This is a genomic window from Sphingomonas sp. PP-CE-1G-424 (assembly GCF_004341085.1).
GTDB lineage: Bacteria > Pseudomonadota > Alphaproteobacteria > Sphingomonadales > Sphingomonadaceae > Sphingomonas.
In genome coordinates this window covers 404,434-418,667 of sequence record NZ_SLXW01000001.1, presented here as the reverse complement: position 1 = coordinate 418,667, position 14,234 = coordinate 404,434, and the positions used below count along the sequence as shown (strand labels likewise).

Sequence of the window (14,234 nt, the reverse complement as noted above, 5' to 3'; positions counted from 1 at the left end):
TCAGGATCCAGGGTAACGCGTGGTGTACTTCATGGCTCTGCGTCCTGACTTTCGTCAGGATGACGGACTGTATCTGTTTACCGGGCTTGTCGGTGCGTCAGCGAGCCAGCGTCGCTTCAGCCTCCGCTAGATGCAGGCGCTCCACCATCTGGCCATCGAGGCGGATGGCGCCCTTGTCGGCATTCTCCGGTTTCGCGAACGTGGCGACGATCGTTCGTGCCCACGCCAATTCCTCCTCGCTCGGCCCGAAACCAGCGTTGGCCGCATCGATCTGAGAGGGGTGGATCAGCGTCTTGCCGTCGAACCCCAGCGTTGCGCCTTGGGTGCATTCTGCGGCGAAGCGGGCCGGGTCGTCGAGCGCGTTGCAGACGCCGTCGAGCGCGACGATGCCGGCAGCACGGGCGGCCATGATCGTTGCTGTGAGCGCCGGGAGCAGCGGCATGCGATCGGCTCCGAGCCGGCAGCGCATATCCTTGGCGAGGTCGTTGGTGCCGGCGATCAGCGCGGTGAGCCGCGTTTCGGCTGCTGCTGCGGAGAGCGAGGGGAGCGCCAGGATCGCCGCGCAGGTCTCGATCATCGCCCAGATCGGTGGGCCATCTTCGCCGAGCGATGTGCGGACCGCGACCAGATCAGAGACCGACGAGACCTTGGGGACGACAACCGCGTCGACGCCGTTCGCGTGGATCGCGGCGATGTCGTCGGCATACCAGGGGGTGTCGAGACCGTTAACCCGCACGACGAATTCTCGCGCGCCGAACCCGCCTTCGCGCACTGCCTCGACGACGCGGTCCCGCGCCGCAGCCTTTTCGTCGGGGGCGACGGCATCCTCCAGATCTAGGATGACGACGTCGCACGCGAGCGTCCGAGCCTTGGCGATCGCCCGCGCGTTGGACGCGGGCATGTAAAGCGCGCTGCGCCGCCGCTGGAGCGTCACGGCCGACCCGCCATCAGCGCCCGCGTGACCCCGTTGGTCCAGCCGAAGCCATCCTGGTTGGGATATTCGCCGCCGCCGCCCGGCTTGCGCTCGACGACGTCGTATTTCTCGAGAAGCTTGCCGCTCGCCTGATATTCGCGGTCGACCGACGCGAGCCAGGCCTTGGTGATCTGCTCGGCAAGCGCGGTTTCGCCGTAGCCGCGCAGGCCTTCGATCGCGATCCACTGGAGCGGGGCCCAGCCATTGGGGTCGTCCCATTGCTGACCGCTGCCGATCAGCGTCGTGCGGAGTCCACCTTCGCCGACGAATGGGCGTAGGGCGGTGGCGGTCGCCTTGGCCTGATCGGGCGTGGCGACCTTGGCGAACAGCGGGAACGCCATTGCCGCGCTGGCAAAGTCGTTCGCGCGGTTGGTGTCGAGGTCATAGTCGGCGAAGAACCGGCCGTTCCACAAATGCTTGCGGATCGCAGCGGTGCGCGCCGCTGCCTGCGACGCGTAGGATGTGGCGCAGGCGATATCACCCAATGTGCGACAGTTCGCGGCAATCGCCTGCTCCATGCCGACCATCAGGCTGTTGAGATCGACCGGCGCGAACCGCGTGGTGCGGATGGTGGCGAGCGTGCGGCCATCGGCGAGCCAGCGCGACGAGAAGTCCCAGCCGCTTTCCGCAGCCGCGCGCAGATCGCGGAAGAGCTCGCCGCGATTACGCGACGGCGTATGGTTGGCCAGTTCGGCGTCTTCGCGATAACTCTCATCGCGCGGATCGGCGCGGTCGTCCCAATAGCGGTTGAGCAGCGCGCCGTCGGGGAGGCGGACGGCGCGGCGCGATTGCTGGCCGGGCTTGAGCGTGTCGGCGCCGGCCATCCAGAACGCGTGCTCCGCGCGGAGCTGGCGGGTGCGGGCGGCAAGCGTCCTTGGATCGCGCGAAAGGCCGGCGATCAGGTAGAAGACCGGCGGTTGCGAGCGGCTGAGATAATAGGTGCGCGTGCCGTTCGGGATGTGGCCGTAGCGGTCGATCAGGCTGCCGAAATCGACCACCATGTCCTCGACGAGATCCTGCCGGCCGGAGCGCTGGACGCCGAGCAGCGAGAAATAGCTGTCCCAGTAATACATCTCGCGGAAACGGCCGCCGGGTACGACGTAGCGCTTCGGCAGGGTCAGCGCGGAGGAACCGGCGGGGACGCTGGTCTGCGTGCGCGTGAGTTGCGGCCAGAGCGCATCGATATGCGCCTTGAGCGACAGCCGTTCGGCGGAAGGCGGCGCGGCGGGCGTCGTCGGGATCGTGAAGTTCGCCGCGACGAACTGGCGCAGCGCCGGTTCGGCGTCGCAGCGACATTTTGCGTAGTCGGCCAGAATTGCCTTCGCCGGACGCTTGGGTGTCGCGTCGGCGAAGGTCTTCGAGTCTGGGAAAAGGCCGCGCATCTGCACGGTCTTGTAGAGCGGACCGAACAGTTGCGCCGGCGATTTCGGCGCGGGCGATGCCGCGACCAGCAGCGACGAGAGCGCGAGCAGGCCGAGGCAGCGCATCAGGTGACGACGTCCGGTGCGGTGCGGCCGGTGTGCTCGGCGATGCCGGCAATCGATTCCGCGGCAGCGACGATGCTGGCGAGCATTTCGCCGGTGTCGCGGTCGAGGTCGTCGCCGACCGGTTCGTAGCGTTCGAGGTATACGCGCAGCGTCGCGCCGGTGGTGCCGGTGCCCGACAGGCGGAACACCACGCGGCTGCCGCCCTCGAACAGGATGCGGACGCCTTGGTTGCGGCTGATCGAGCCGTCGGTCGGGTCGGTATAGGCGAACTCGTCCGCGGTCTCGACGGTGAGGTCGCCGAACTGCTGGCCGGGGAGGGTGCCGAGGCTGGCGCGCAGGGCGGCCATCAGCGCGTCGGCGCGTGGGGTCTCGACGCCTTCGTAATCGTGGCGGGCATAGTAGTTACGGCCGAACTTCGCCCAGTGGTCGCGGGCGATCGTGTCGACGCTCTCACCGCGGATGGCGAGAATGTTGAGCCACAGGAGGACTGCCCACAGCCCGTCCTTCTCGCGGACATGGTCGGAGCCGGTGCCGGCACTTTCCTCGCCGCAGATCGTCGCCTTGCCGGCGTCGAGCAGATTGCCGAAGAACTTCCAGCCGGTCGGTGTCTCGTAGGCTGGGATGCCGAGCGCTTCCGCCACGCGATCGGCGGCGGCGCTGGTCGGCATCGAGCGGGCGATGCCCTTGAGGCCGGCTGCGTAACCGGGTGCGAGGTGTGCGTTGGCGGCCAGCATCGCGAGGCTGTCCGACGGGGTGACGAAGCGGTGCCTGCCGATAATCAGGTTGCGGTCGCCGTCGCCGTCCGACGCTGCGCCAAAATCGGGTGCGTCGGGGGCCATCATCGTCTCGTAAAGCGCGTGTGCGTGGACGAGATTGGGGTCGGGGTGGTGGCCGCCGAAATCGGGGAGGGGCTCGCCGTTGCGGACGGTGCCGGGCGCGAAGCCGAGACGACGTTCGAGGATCTCGGTCGCGTACGGTCCGGTGACCGCGCTCATGGCGTCGAACGCCATCGTCAGCTTGGCGCTGCGGATCGCGTCGAAGTCGAACAGCGTCTCCATGAGCGCGGCGTAATCCTCGACCGGATCGACGACCTCGACCGGCATATCGCCAACCGTGATCTCGCCGTCGCTGTCGAGGTCGATGTCGCCGGCGTCGACTGTCAGCCAGCGGTCGATCTCGAGCGTGCATGCATTGATTGCGTCGGTCACGGACTCAGGGGCGGGCCCGCCATTGGCGATGTTGTACTTGATCCCGAAGTCCTCATCGGGACCGCCGGGGTTATGGCTGGCCGAAAGGACGAGGCCGCCGATCGCGCCACGCTTGCGGATCATGTGGCTTGCGGCGGGGGTGGAGAGAATGCCGCCGCGGCCGACGATCACGCGGCCGAAGCCGTTCGCCGCCGCCATACGGATCGCGACTTGGATGACCTCACGGTTGAGGAAGCGACCGTCGCCGCCGATCACCAGCGTCGCACCGGACTTGTCCGCGACGACGTCGAACACGCTCTGGACGAAATTCTCGGCGTAGTTGGGTTGCTGGAAGACCTTCACCTTCTTGCGCAGGCCCGACGTGCCGGGCTTCTGGTCGGTGTAGGGCGTAGTCGAAACGGTGCGGATCATGCGGGCTCCAGGAGCTTGGCGTATAGGTCGGCATAGCGGCGGCCGCTCTCGTCCCACGAGAAGTCCGCGCGCATCGCGTTGCGCTGCAACATGGCCCAGCGATCGGGGCGTGCATAGAGGGCCATCGTTCGGCGCAGCGCATGGCTGAGCGCTTCTGGCGTAACGCCGTCGTGCTGGACGCCGGTGGCGACCCCCGCGGCGATCGCGGCTTCGTTGGCGTCGATCACGGTGTCGGCGAGCCCACCGGTTCGCGCAACGATGGGAATGCAGCCGTAAGCGAGGCCGTAGAGTTGCGTCAGGCCGCACGGTTCGAACCGCGACGGGATCAGGATCGCGTCGGCGCCGCCTTGGAGCAGGTGCGAGACGGGTTCGTCATAGCCGATGCGGACGCCGATCCTGCCGGGGTGGCGTTCGGCGGCGGCTAGGAAGGCGAGTTCGAGCGGGGTGTCGCCCGAGCCGAGCAGCGCGAGACGGCCGCCGAGCGCGACCAGTTCGTCGAGCGCGCCGGCGAGGACGTCCATGCCCTTTTGCCAAGTGAGGCGGCTGATGACGGTGAAGATCGGGCCGTCGCCGGTATCGAGGCCGAACAGGGTTTCGACCGCGCGCTTGTTGGTGCGGCGGCGGGCGAGCGTGCGCGCGGTGTAGCGAGCGGGGAGGGACGCGTCGGTTTCCGGGTTCCAGACGGCGGGGTCGATGCCGTTGACGATCCCGGTGACGCGGCCGGCGCGGTCGTTGATCAGGCCCTCGAGGCCCATGCCGAATTCGCCGCAGCGGATCTCGGCGGCGTAGGTCGGGCTGACGGTGGTGATCGCATCGGCGGCTTCGAGGCCGGCTTTCAGAAAGCCGACGCCGCCGTAATATTCGACGCCGTCGAGCGCGAAGGCTTCGTCGGGGAGTGCGAGGTCGGCGAAGATGTCGTGGCCGTAGCGTCCCTGGAACGCGATGTTGTGGATCGTGACGACCGTCTTGGCGGGGGCGCCGGGGCCTGGCGCGTAGCGGAGATAGGCGGGGGCCATCGCCGCCTGCCAGTCGTGCGCGTGGAGGATGTCGAAGTCGTAGCCGGGGACCGCGCCCGAGGCGAGATCGGCGGCGGCGCGGCTGAACGCGGCGAAGCGGCGCCAGTTGTCGGACCAGTCCGCGCCGGTCGCGTCGCCGTACGGGCCGCCGCCTCGGGCGAATAGCGCGGGAGCGTCGAGGACCAGCAGCGCGTGGTCGCCGATCTTGGTTTTCAGGATACGCGCTTCGGTGCCGAGCAGGTCGGTGTAGCGGTGGACGACTTTCGCGCGCTTGGTGACGGCGGCGAGTGCGGGGTAGCCGGGGAGGAAGGTGGTCAGCGCGACGTTATGCGGCGCCAGCGCAGCCGGGAGCGCGCCGACGACGTCTGCGAGACCGCCGGTTTTTATGAGAGGATAGGCTTCGGAAGCGACGGAGAGGACGCGCATCAAATCCTCCCCGGCACGGGGAGGGGGACCATGCATCGCATGGTGGAGGGGGGCTTCCGCAAACGGTACGCGTTCGATCGTAGACGGTACGCTCGCGGTGGTGGCCGGTACTCTCCCGGTCGCAGACGGTACGCTCGCGGTGAGCCCCCTCCACCCTTCGCCGATGGCGAACGGTCCCCCTCCCCGTGCCGGGGAGGATTTGTTTGAGTCATCACGTCGTCAGCCGGTCGATCATGGATTTGGTGACCAGCACGACGCCGTTGTCGGTGCGGCGGAAGCGTTGGGCGTCGGATTCTGCGTCCTCGCCTACGACCAGACCGTCGGGGATTTCGACGCCGCGATCCACCACCACCTTCGACAGGCGCGCGCCGCGGCCGATCACGCAGTGTGGAAGGATCACCGCCTGATCGAGCATCGAGTAGCTATGCGCGCGGGTGCCGGTGAAGATCAGGCTGCGGTGGATCGAGGAGCCAGAGATGATGCAATCGCCGGAGACTAGGCTCGACACCGCCTCGCCGCGGCGGCCGTCGTCGGCGTGGACGAACTTCGCGGGCGGCGTGACCTCCGAATAGGTCCACAGCGGCCAGCTGCGGTCGTACAGGTCGAGCTTGGGCACGACATCGGTGAGGTCGATGTTCGCCTCCCAATACGCGTCGACCGTGCCGACGTCGCGCCAGTATGCGTCGACTTCGCTGCCCGAGCGCACGCAGCTGTCGGAGAAGCGGTGCGCGACCGCCTTGCCGTGCTTGACGAGGTACGGGATGATATCCTTGCCGAAATCGCGCGAGGAACCGGGCGTCTCGGCATCGCGGCGGAGTTCGTCGAACAGCAGCTTGGTGTGGAAGACGTAGATCCCCATCGACGCAAGCGCGATGTCCGGGTTGCCGGGGATCGCGGGCGGATCTGCGGGTTTCTCGACGAACGCGGTGACGTTGTCGTGCTCGTCCACGGCCATAACGCCGAAGCCGACCGCCTCCATCCGCGGCACTTCGAGGCAGGCGATGGTGACGTCCGCGCCGGTCTCGCAATGTTGTTGCAGGATCAGCTCGTAGTCCATCTTGTAGATGTGGTCGCCGGCCAGGATGACCATGTATTCGGGCGCGTGGCTCTCGATGATGTCGATGTTCTGGTACACGGCGTCGGCGGTGCCCTCATACCATTGGAACTCGCTGATGCGCTGCGACGCGGGCAGGATGTCGAAGCTCTCGTTGCGTTCCGAGCGCAGGAAGTTCCAGCCGCTCTGGAGATGGCGGATCAGCGAATGCGCCTTGTACTGCGTCGCGACGCCGATCCGGCGGATGCCCGAGTTGATCGCGTTGGACAGCGCGAAATCGATGATGCGCGCCTTGCCGCCGAAGTACACCGCGGGTTTCGCGCGCGTATCGGTCAGCTCCATCAGGCGACTGCCGCGGCCGCCGGCCAGCACATACGCCATCGCGTCGCGCGCCAGTGGCTGTCCTCGCCGTTCTACCATCGTAATCTCTCCATAATCGTCGGTGGTATAACCTCCCGGCACCCGCGGGTTGTTCCGTCGTTGCGCCGGATCGGTCTTCGAACTCGATCAGCCTTCGTATTCGAGCATGATCGTCGCCAGCGGCGGCAGCGTGACCCAGGCCGCGCCGTCCTTCGCAACAACGCCACCGAGATTGCCGAGGCCGCTGCCCCAATAGTCGTGCGCGTCGCTGTTGATGATCTCGCACCAGCGGCCGTCGAGCGGCAGCGGCACGCGGTAGGGCGCGCGGGCGATCGGCGTCATGTTCGCGACGATCGCGATCGGCTTCGCGCCGGGGGCCTTGCGCAACCACGCGAACACCGAATTGCCGGCGTCGTCGGCGATCAGCCATTCGAACCCCTCCGCCTCGCAGTCGCGCGCGTGCAATGCCGGCTTCTCGCGGTAGACGGTGTTGAGGTCGCGGACGAGGTTGCGGATGCCTTCGTGGCTGCGCGCGTTGCGCAAGTCCCAGTCGAGCGCACGCGCTTCCGACCATTCGCGGCGTTGCGCGAATTCCTGCCCCATGAAGAGCAGCTTCTTGCCCGGATAGCCCCACATGAACGCGTAATAGGCGCGCAAATTGGCGAATTGCTGCCAGTCGTCGCCGGGCATCTTGGTCAGCAGCGAACCCTTGCCGTGGACCACTTCGTCATGGCTCAAGGGCAGGACGAAATTCTCGCTGAACGCATAGACGAGGCCGAAATTGATCTCGCCGTGGTGGTGCTTCCGGTGCAGCGGATCGCGCGCCATGTACTGGAGCGTGTCGTGCATGAAGCCCATGTTCCACTTGAACCCGAACCCCAGGCCGCCGCTCTTGCCATCGTCGCTCACCGGCGCGGAGACGCCCGGCCATGAGGTCGATTCCTCGGCGATCGTGAAGACGCCGGGGTGCTGGCCGTAGATCTCGCGGTTCATGTCGCGCAAGAAAGCGACGGCCTCCCAGTTCTCGCGACCGCCCTGATCGTTGGGGATCCATTCGCCGGCCTTGCGCGAATAATCGCGGTACAGCATCGACGCGACCGCATCCACGCGCAGCCCGTCGATATGATAACGCTCGGCCCAGAACAGCGCGTTGTTGACGAGGAACGACGTCACTTCCCGCCGACCAAAATTGTAGATCGCGGTGTTCCAGTCGGGGTGGAAGCCGAGCCGCGGGTCCTCGTGTTCGTACAGCGCGGTGCCGTCGAACTTCGCCAGCCCGAATGCGTCGGTCGGGAAATGCGCGGGGACCCAATCGAGCAGCACGCCGATCCCGGCGAGATGCGCGCCATCGACGAACCGCGCGAAGCCATCGACGTCGCCGAAGCGCGCGGACGGCGCGTAGAGACCGGTGGTCTGGTAGCCCCAGCTCGGGTCGTACGGGTGTTCACTGATCGGCAGGAATTCGATGTGCGTGAAGCCCATCTCGACCACGTACGGGATCAGGCGATCCGCGAGCGCGTCCCAGGTCAGGAACCAGCCGTCGGCGTCGCGGTCCCACGATCCGGCGTGGACCTCATAGATGCTGATCGGCACGCGGCGCGGATCGACCGAGGCCCAATGCTTGCGGTGATCGGTGTCGGCCCAGTCGTGCGCGAGTTTTCGCGTGATCGAGGCGTTGGCGGGTCGGAGTTCGGATGCGAACGCGAACGGGTCGGCCTTGAGCGGCTGCAACTGGCCGTCGGGACCGACGATCTCGAACTTGTACGCGCGATATTCGGCGATGTCGGGGATGAAGATCTCCCACACGCCGACGTCGCCGCGCCTGCGCATCGCGTGGCGGCGGCCGTCCCAGTCGTTGAAGTCGCCGACCACCGACACGCGCCGCGCGTTGGGGGCCCAGAGCGCGAAGTGGACGCCGTGCGCGCCCTCATGCTCGATGAGGTGCGCGCCCATCTTGTCGTGGAGACGGCGGTGCGTGCCCTCCGCCATGAGCAGGTCGTCGATCGGGCCGAGTACGGGCCCGAAGCTGTAGGGGTCGGTGACCCACCACGACGTGTCACCGGCCTCCGCATGGTATTTCACCGGCTGTTGCGTGCCGTCGATCGGGCCCTCGAACAGGCCGCGATCGTCGATGCGGGGGAGGGTGCCGAGCGCGGTGCCGTCGAGCGCGTGCGCCTCCGCCGTGTCCGCGCCCGGCAGCCAGACGCGTGCGAACACGCCGGTCGGGCCGCTGTGGACGCCGAGCAGCGAGAACGGATCGTCGTGACGCCCTTCGAGGAGGGCAACGATGGCGCCTTCGGGTGGCTTCACATCACCGTCCAGATCTCGCGCGCATATTCGCGGATCGTGCGGTCGGACGAGAACCAGCCGACGCGCGCGACGTTGCGGACGGTCGAGGCGACCCATGCGTCGCGGTCGTTCCAGCGCGTATCGACCGCGCGCTGGGCGGTGGCATAGCTGTCGAAATCGGCGGCGAGCATGAACCAGTCGCCGTCGTACAGCCCGCCCATCAAGCCGGCGTAGCGCGTCTTGTCGTCGGGCGAGAATACGCCGGACGCGATCGCGGAGACCGCCTGGCGGAGTTCGTTCGAGCCGTCGATGACGCTGCGCGGATCATAGCCGTTGGCGCGCTTCGCCTCGACCTCGTCCGCGGTCATGCCGAAGATGAAGATGTTGTCGTCGCCGACGCGGTCCTTGATCTCGATGTTGGCGCCGTCGAGCGTGCCGATCGTCAGCGCGCCGTTCATGGCGAACTTCATGTTGCCGGTGCCCGAGGCTTCGAGTCCGGCGGTCGAGATCTGTTCGCTGAGATCGGCGGCGGGGATGATCTTCTCCGCCAGCGACACGTTGTAGTTGGGCAGGAACGCCACCTTGAGCAGGCCACCGACCGAGGGGTCCGCGTTGATCCGGCGCGCGACGTCGTTGGCCAGTTTGATGACGAGTTTCGCGTTGTGATAGCTCGACGCCGCCTTGCCCGCGAACAGCTTCACGCGGGGCGTCCAGTCTCGCTCCGGATGGCTGCGGATCTGGTCGTAGAGCGCGACCGTCTCGATGATGTTGAGCAACTGGCGCTTATACTCGTGGATGCGCTTGATCTGGACGTCGAACATCGCGTCCGGGTCGACGCGGAGCCCCATCGTCTCCTTGATATGATTAGCCAGTGCCACCTTGTTCAAACGCTTCACGCTCGAAAAGCGCTCCCTGAAACCGGAATCGTCCGCGAAAACATCCAGATCGACAAGCTTTTCGGCATCGTCGAGGAAGCCGTCGCCGATCGCATCGCGGATCAGCGCGGTGAGGCCGGGATTGCATTGCTGAAGCCAGCGACGCGGCGTGATGCCGTTGGTCTTGTTGTTGATCCGCGTTGGATACAGCTTGTGGAGATCGGCGAAGACCGTCTTCTTCATCAGCTGCGTATGCAGCGCGGCGACGCCGTTGACGCTGTGCGACCCGGCAAAGGCGAGGTTCGCCATCCGCACGCGCCGCTCGCCGCCCTCGTCGATCAGGCTGATCGCCGAGATCGCGCGGTCGTCGATACCCTCGGTGCCGCGCGCTTCTCGCAGCAGCTTGGCGTTGATCGCGTAGACGATCTGCATGTGCCGTGGGAGCAGGCGTTCGAACAGCGGCAGTGGCCAGCTCTCCAGCGCCTCGGGCAACAGCGTGTGATTGGTATAGCCGAAGGTAGCGCGCGTGATCTTCCACGCCTCGTCGAACGCGAATTCGTGATGGTCGATCAACAGCCGCATGAGCTCGGCGACCGAGACCGCGGGGTGCGTGTCGTTGAGCTGGATCGCGGCCTTGTCGGGCAGCGTGCGGATGTCGCCGAAATACTGGATATGACGGCGGACGATGTCCTGGATCGACGCGGACGAGAAGAAATACTCCTGGCGCAGGCGGAGTTCCTGACCGGCGGCGGTCGAGTCGTTGGGGTAAAGGACTCGCGTAAGTGTCTCGGCGCGCAACTGATCGGCGAGCGCACCGGTAAAATCGCCGGCGTTGAAGCGATCGAGCTTGATCGGATCGAACGCGCGGGCGGTCCACAGGCGGAGCGTGTTGACGTGCTTGCCGCGCCAGCCGACGACGGGGGTGTCGACCGCGGTCGCCTCGACCGCCTCGGACGGGCTCCAATGAACTTGGCCGTTGTCCGCGGCGGTCACTTCGCCGCCGAAGCCGACGAAATAGGCGCTCTCGCGGCGTTCGAACTCCCAGGGATTGCCGTGCGCGAGCCAGTTCTCCGGCATCTCGACCTGCCAGCCATCGTCGATCCGCTGGCGGAACATGCCGTTTACATAGCGGATGCCGTAGCCGTAGGCGGGCAGCGCGAGGCTCGCCATGCTCTCCATGAAGCAGGCGGCGAGGCGGCCGAGACCACCATTGCCGAGCGCCGCGTCGGGTTCGATCTCCTCGAGTTCGGCGAGGTCGACGCCGTGGAGCTTCAGCGCCTGCGTGACCTCGTCGTTGCGCTGGAGGTTGGTCACCGCGTCGCGCAGCAGCCGGCCGATCAGAAATTCGAGGCTGAGATAATAGACGCGCTTGGCGCCGGCCGCGTGCGCCGCCTTGGTCGAGGCCATCCAGCGTTCGACGATATCGTTGCGGACGGTCAGGATCGTCGCGGCGAGCCAGTCGTGGGGGCGGGCGGCCTGCGCATCCTTGCCGATGCGGTGGACGAGCGTGTCGAGGATCGAGTCGGCCAGATCCTGGATGACGGGTGCTTGAACGGGCGGCTGTACGGCAGGATCTGAGGTCACGCGGTTTCCGAAATCGTTACGGTCGCGGCGATCCTAGCCGTCCGCGAGCCGATGTCACGCGGACTTCCTTTCCGAGGTGGAAAAGAATGTTGCCGATCAATGCTTTGATTTGGGATGATCCATCACCGCGCTGGGGCGGTGGTGGACAGGGTAGGGTTCGAACCTACGTAGGAGAAACTCCGGCAGATTTACAGTCTGCTGCCTTTAACCACTCGGCCACCTGTCCAGGCCGCTTTTGCAAGCGCCGCTCTTTCAAGCGAGGCGGCTCAATGGCGAAGCGCGCTCGGTGTGTCAACGCAGGTTTTGCGAAGTTTCGTGGTTCATAGTTGCCGCGGGAGCGGAATGCCGACAAGGACGCCGCATACACAGACACGATAGAGAGCGAATATGGCACGCAAGGGACACAGGCCGAGCAAGGCACCGGCAGGCCGCCCCCGCTTCTGGGGCAAGCACGCGGTGGGCGCTGCGCTCGCCAATCCGGAGCGCACGGTGCGCAAAATCCTCGGCACGCGCGAGGCGCTGGCCGGGTTCGACCTGCCCGCCGACGTGCCGGTGACCTATGCCGAGGCGATGGATCTGGCGCGGCTGGTGCCGGGCGACGCGCCGCACCAGGGCGTGGTGATCGAGGTCGAGCCGCTCGAGGATATGTGGCTCGCCGACCTGCTCGAGCACGGCAAGGACGACAATCGCCCGCTGGTGATCCTCGACGGCGTGACCGATCCGCATAACGTCGGCGCGATTCTGCGCTCGGCGGCGGCGTTCGATGCGCTGGGGATCATCACGCCGGATCGCAACGCGCCGCCGGAATCGGGGACGATCGCGCGGGCTGCTTCGGGTGCGCTTGAGTCGGTGCCTTGGATCCGGGTCGTGAACCTGGCGCGCGCTCTGGAAGAGATTGCGGCGGCGGGGTTCTGGCGGATCGGGCTGACCGGCCACGCGACGCAGACGCTGTCGGAAGCGATGGGCACGCAGCGGATCGCGATCGTGCTCGGCGCCGAGGGCGAGGGCATGCGGCAGAATACCGAGCAGCATTGCGACGAGCTGGCGAAACTGCCGATCTCGGAGAAGGTGGAGAGCCTGAACGTGTCGAACGCCGCGGCGATCGCGCTCTACGCCATCACCACGCGGTGACCTGAACTCCCTCGCCCCTACGGGGAGAGGGAAGGGGCCCGCCGCCCTTGCGGTGGGAAGGGAGAGGGGCGTTGGTATCCACCGTCCCGAGCCTCATTCCCCTCTCCCTTCCGTCGCCTACGGCTCCTCCCTCCCTCTCCCCAAAGGGGCGAGGGACCGGGAAATCAGTCCTCTTCGGCGATCCGGACCTTCAAGCCATCCAACCCTTCGGTCAGTTCGATCTGGCACGACAGGCGCGAAAACTCATCGCGATCACTCGTCGAATCGAGCAAATCATCCTCGTCCGGCCCCATCGGCTTGAGTTTGCCCGCAAAGTCCGGGTCGACATGGACGTGGCAGGTGGCGCACGAGCAACAGCCGCCGCACAGCGCCAGGATCTCGTCGATCCCGGCGTCGCGGATGACTTCCATCACCGAAAGGCCCGCCTCGCCGATGATCTCGCGTTCTTCCCCTTCGCGCGTCACGACGATAAGCTTGGGCATGTCATTCTCCGAAAAATCTTCGTGCGTTCATGCCGTTGCGCGAGCCAGGGATCAAGCATCATGGGCCTGAGCGCAGAACAACTCGAAACCGCGATGGCGGCGTTGTGCGAAATCGAGCCGGCGTTCGCGGTCGCGGTCAGCAATGCCGGCCACCCCGCGCCGCGGATCAGCGAGCGCGGGTTTGCGACGTTGCTGCGCACGATCGTCGGCCAGCAGGTGAGCGTCGCCTCGGCCGCTGCGGTGTGGAACAAGCTCGACGCGGTGATCGGCGGCGCGGGCGATCCGGCGAAGATTGCCGCCGCCAGCGACGAGTTGTTGAAGAGCGCAGGCCTCTCCCGCCAGAAACTCGGCTATGCACGCAGCCTCGCCGACGAGGTGACGAGCGGCCGGCTTGATCTCACCAACCTGCCCGAGGACGACGAGGAGGCGATCGCCGCTTTGGTCCGCGTGAAGGGCATCGGCCGCTGGTCGGCGGAAATCTACCTACTGTTCGCGGAAGGCCGCACCGACATCTGGCCCGCGGGCGACCTCGCGATCCAGATCGAGGTCGGGCGGATACTGGGCCACGAGACGCGCCCAAGCGAGAAACTGACGCGCGAAGTGGCGGAGGCCTGGCGCCCGCACCGCGGCGCGGCGGCGATCTTCGCGTGGCATCATTATCAGGCGGACATGAAGGTCATCTGACCTCCTTCTCCCCTCCCTGGAAGGGAAGGGAGGGCGGGGGTGGGTCGGTTTCCGCATGTTTGGACGGTGGTGGCTCGAGCGGGCCGACCCACCCCCAACCCCTCCCTTTCAGGGAGGGGAGACGCTTCCCATATATTCCTTACATACACCCGCACACGTCGGCCCGGCGAAAGCCGGCATCTCTCAATGCAATTGCGACACTCGCCAACCGGAATGCCCCAGTTGTCGCTGGAGTGACGGGACGGAGGTGAACG

General features: G+C 66.6%; 10 protein-coding genes and 1 tRNA gene. 2 read left to right on the top strand and 9 right to left on the bottom strand.

Annotated elements, in window-relative coordinates:
- Positions 1–97: 97 nt before the first annotated feature.
- The 8 genes from C8J43_RS01940 to C8J43_RS01900 form a co-directional block, all read right to left on the bottom strand.
- A complete protein-coding gene (locus C8J43_RS01940) occupies positions 98–934 on the bottom strand; it encodes a CoA ester lyase (RefSeq protein WP_279388821.1) in 837 nt (278 codons plus the stop codon).
- Complete coding sequence (gene treA, locus C8J43_RS01935; protein ID WP_133029512.1) at positions 931–2,460, bottom strand: alpha,alpha-trehalase TreA; 1,530 nt, start codon at positions 2,458–2,460, stop codon at positions 931–933. The genes C8J43_RS01940 and treA overlap by 4 nt, the downstream gene beginning before the upstream one ends.
- Positions 2,460–4,079, bottom strand: a complete 1,620-nt coding sequence (locus C8J43_RS01930) for an alpha-D-glucose phosphate-specific phosphoglucomutase (RefSeq protein WP_133029511.1) — start codon at positions 4,077–4,079, stop codon at positions 2,460–2,462. The genes treA and C8J43_RS01930 overlap by 1 nt, the downstream gene beginning before the upstream one ends.
- A complete protein-coding gene (gene glgA / locus C8J43_RS01925) occupies positions 4,076–5,521 on the bottom strand; it encodes a glycogen synthase GlgA (RefSeq protein ID WP_133029510.1) in 1,446 nt (481 codons plus the stop codon). Before glgA ends, C8J43_RS01930 begins: the two co-directional genes overlap by 4 nt.
- A gap of 211 nt (positions 5,522–5,732) precedes the next feature.
- Complete coding sequence (gene glgC / locus C8J43_RS01915; RefSeq protein WP_133029509.1) at positions 5,733–6,995, bottom strand: glucose-1-phosphate adenylyltransferase; 1,263 nt, start codon at positions 6,993–6,995, stop codon at positions 5,733–5,735.
- 87 nt (positions 6,996–7,082) lie between these two features.
- Complete coding sequence (glgB, locus tag C8J43_RS01910) at positions 7,083–9,245, bottom strand: 1,4-alpha-glucan branching protein GlgB (RefSeq protein WP_133029508.1); 2,163 nt, start codon at positions 9,243–9,245, stop codon at positions 7,083–7,085.
- Positions 9,242–11,638: a glycogen/starch/alpha-glucan phosphorylase gene (locus C8J43_RS01905; RefSeq protein WP_207893324.1), complete on the bottom strand. Its 2,397-nt coding sequence runs from the start codon at positions 11,636–11,638 to the stop codon at positions 9,242–9,244. The genes glgB and C8J43_RS01905 overlap by 4 nt, the downstream gene beginning before the upstream one ends.
- Positions 11,639–11,822: 184 nt before the next feature.
- Positions 11,823–11,909 (bottom strand) — tRNA-Tyr (locus C8J43_RS01900).
- Between the two features lie 161 nt (positions 11,910–12,070).
- Here C8J43_RS01900 and rlmB point away from each other — a divergent pair.
- Entirely contained in the window at positions 12,071–12,814 is a 744-nt protein-coding gene (gene rlmB / locus C8J43_RS01895; RefSeq protein ID WP_056055070.1) for a 23S rRNA (guanosine(2251)-2'-O)-methyltransferase RlmB, read from the top strand.
- A 164-nt stretch (positions 12,815–12,978) separates the two neighbouring features.
- Here the strand turns inward: rlmB and C8J43_RS01890 are convergent, their stop codons facing one another.
- A complete protein-coding gene (locus C8J43_RS01890; RefSeq protein ID WP_132736385.1) occupies positions 12,979–13,296 on the bottom strand; it encodes a 2Fe-2S iron-sulfur cluster-binding protein in 318 nt (105 codons plus the stop codon).
- 60 nt (positions 13,297–13,356) lie between these two features.
- Here C8J43_RS01890 and C8J43_RS01885 point away from each other — a divergent pair, with 60 nt between their 5' ends.
- Positions 13,357–13,980, top strand: coding sequence for a DNA-3-methyladenine glycosylase (locus C8J43_RS01885; protein ID WP_133029506.1), 624 nt, complete (start codon positions 13,357–13,359; stop codon positions 13,978–13,980).
- The last annotated feature ends 254 nt before the right edge of the window (positions 13,981–14,234 follow it).

Bases quoted from the DNA above. Each gene is read 5' to 3' on its own strand.
- treA (WP_133029512.1), bottom strand. From the start codon at position 2,460: ATGCGCTGCCTCGGCCTGCTCGCGCTCTCGTCGCTGCTGGTCGCGGCA.
- C8J43_RS01930 (WP_133029511.1), bottom strand. From the start codon at position 4,079: ATGATCCGCACCGTTTCGACTACGCCCTACACCGACCAGAAGCCCGGC.
- glgA (WP_133029510.1), bottom strand. From the start codon at position 5,521: ATGCGCGTCCTCTCCGTCGCTTCCGAAGCCTATCCTCTCATAAAAACC.
- glgC (WP_133029509.1), bottom strand. From the start codon at position 6,995: ATGGTAGAACGGCGAGGACAGCCACTGGCGCGCGACGCGATGGCGTAT.
- rlmB (WP_056055070.1), top strand. From the start codon at position 12,071: ATGGCACGCAAGGGACACAGGCCGAGCAAGGCACCGGCAGGCCGCCCC.
- C8J43_RS01890 (WP_132736385.1), bottom strand. From the start codon at position 13,296: ATGCCCAAGCTTATCGTCGTGACGCGCGAAGGGGAAGAACGCGAGATC.
- C8J43_RS01885 (WP_133029506.1), top strand. From the start codon at position 13,357: ATGGGCCTGAGCGCAGAACAACTCGAAACCGCGATGGCGGCGTTGTGC.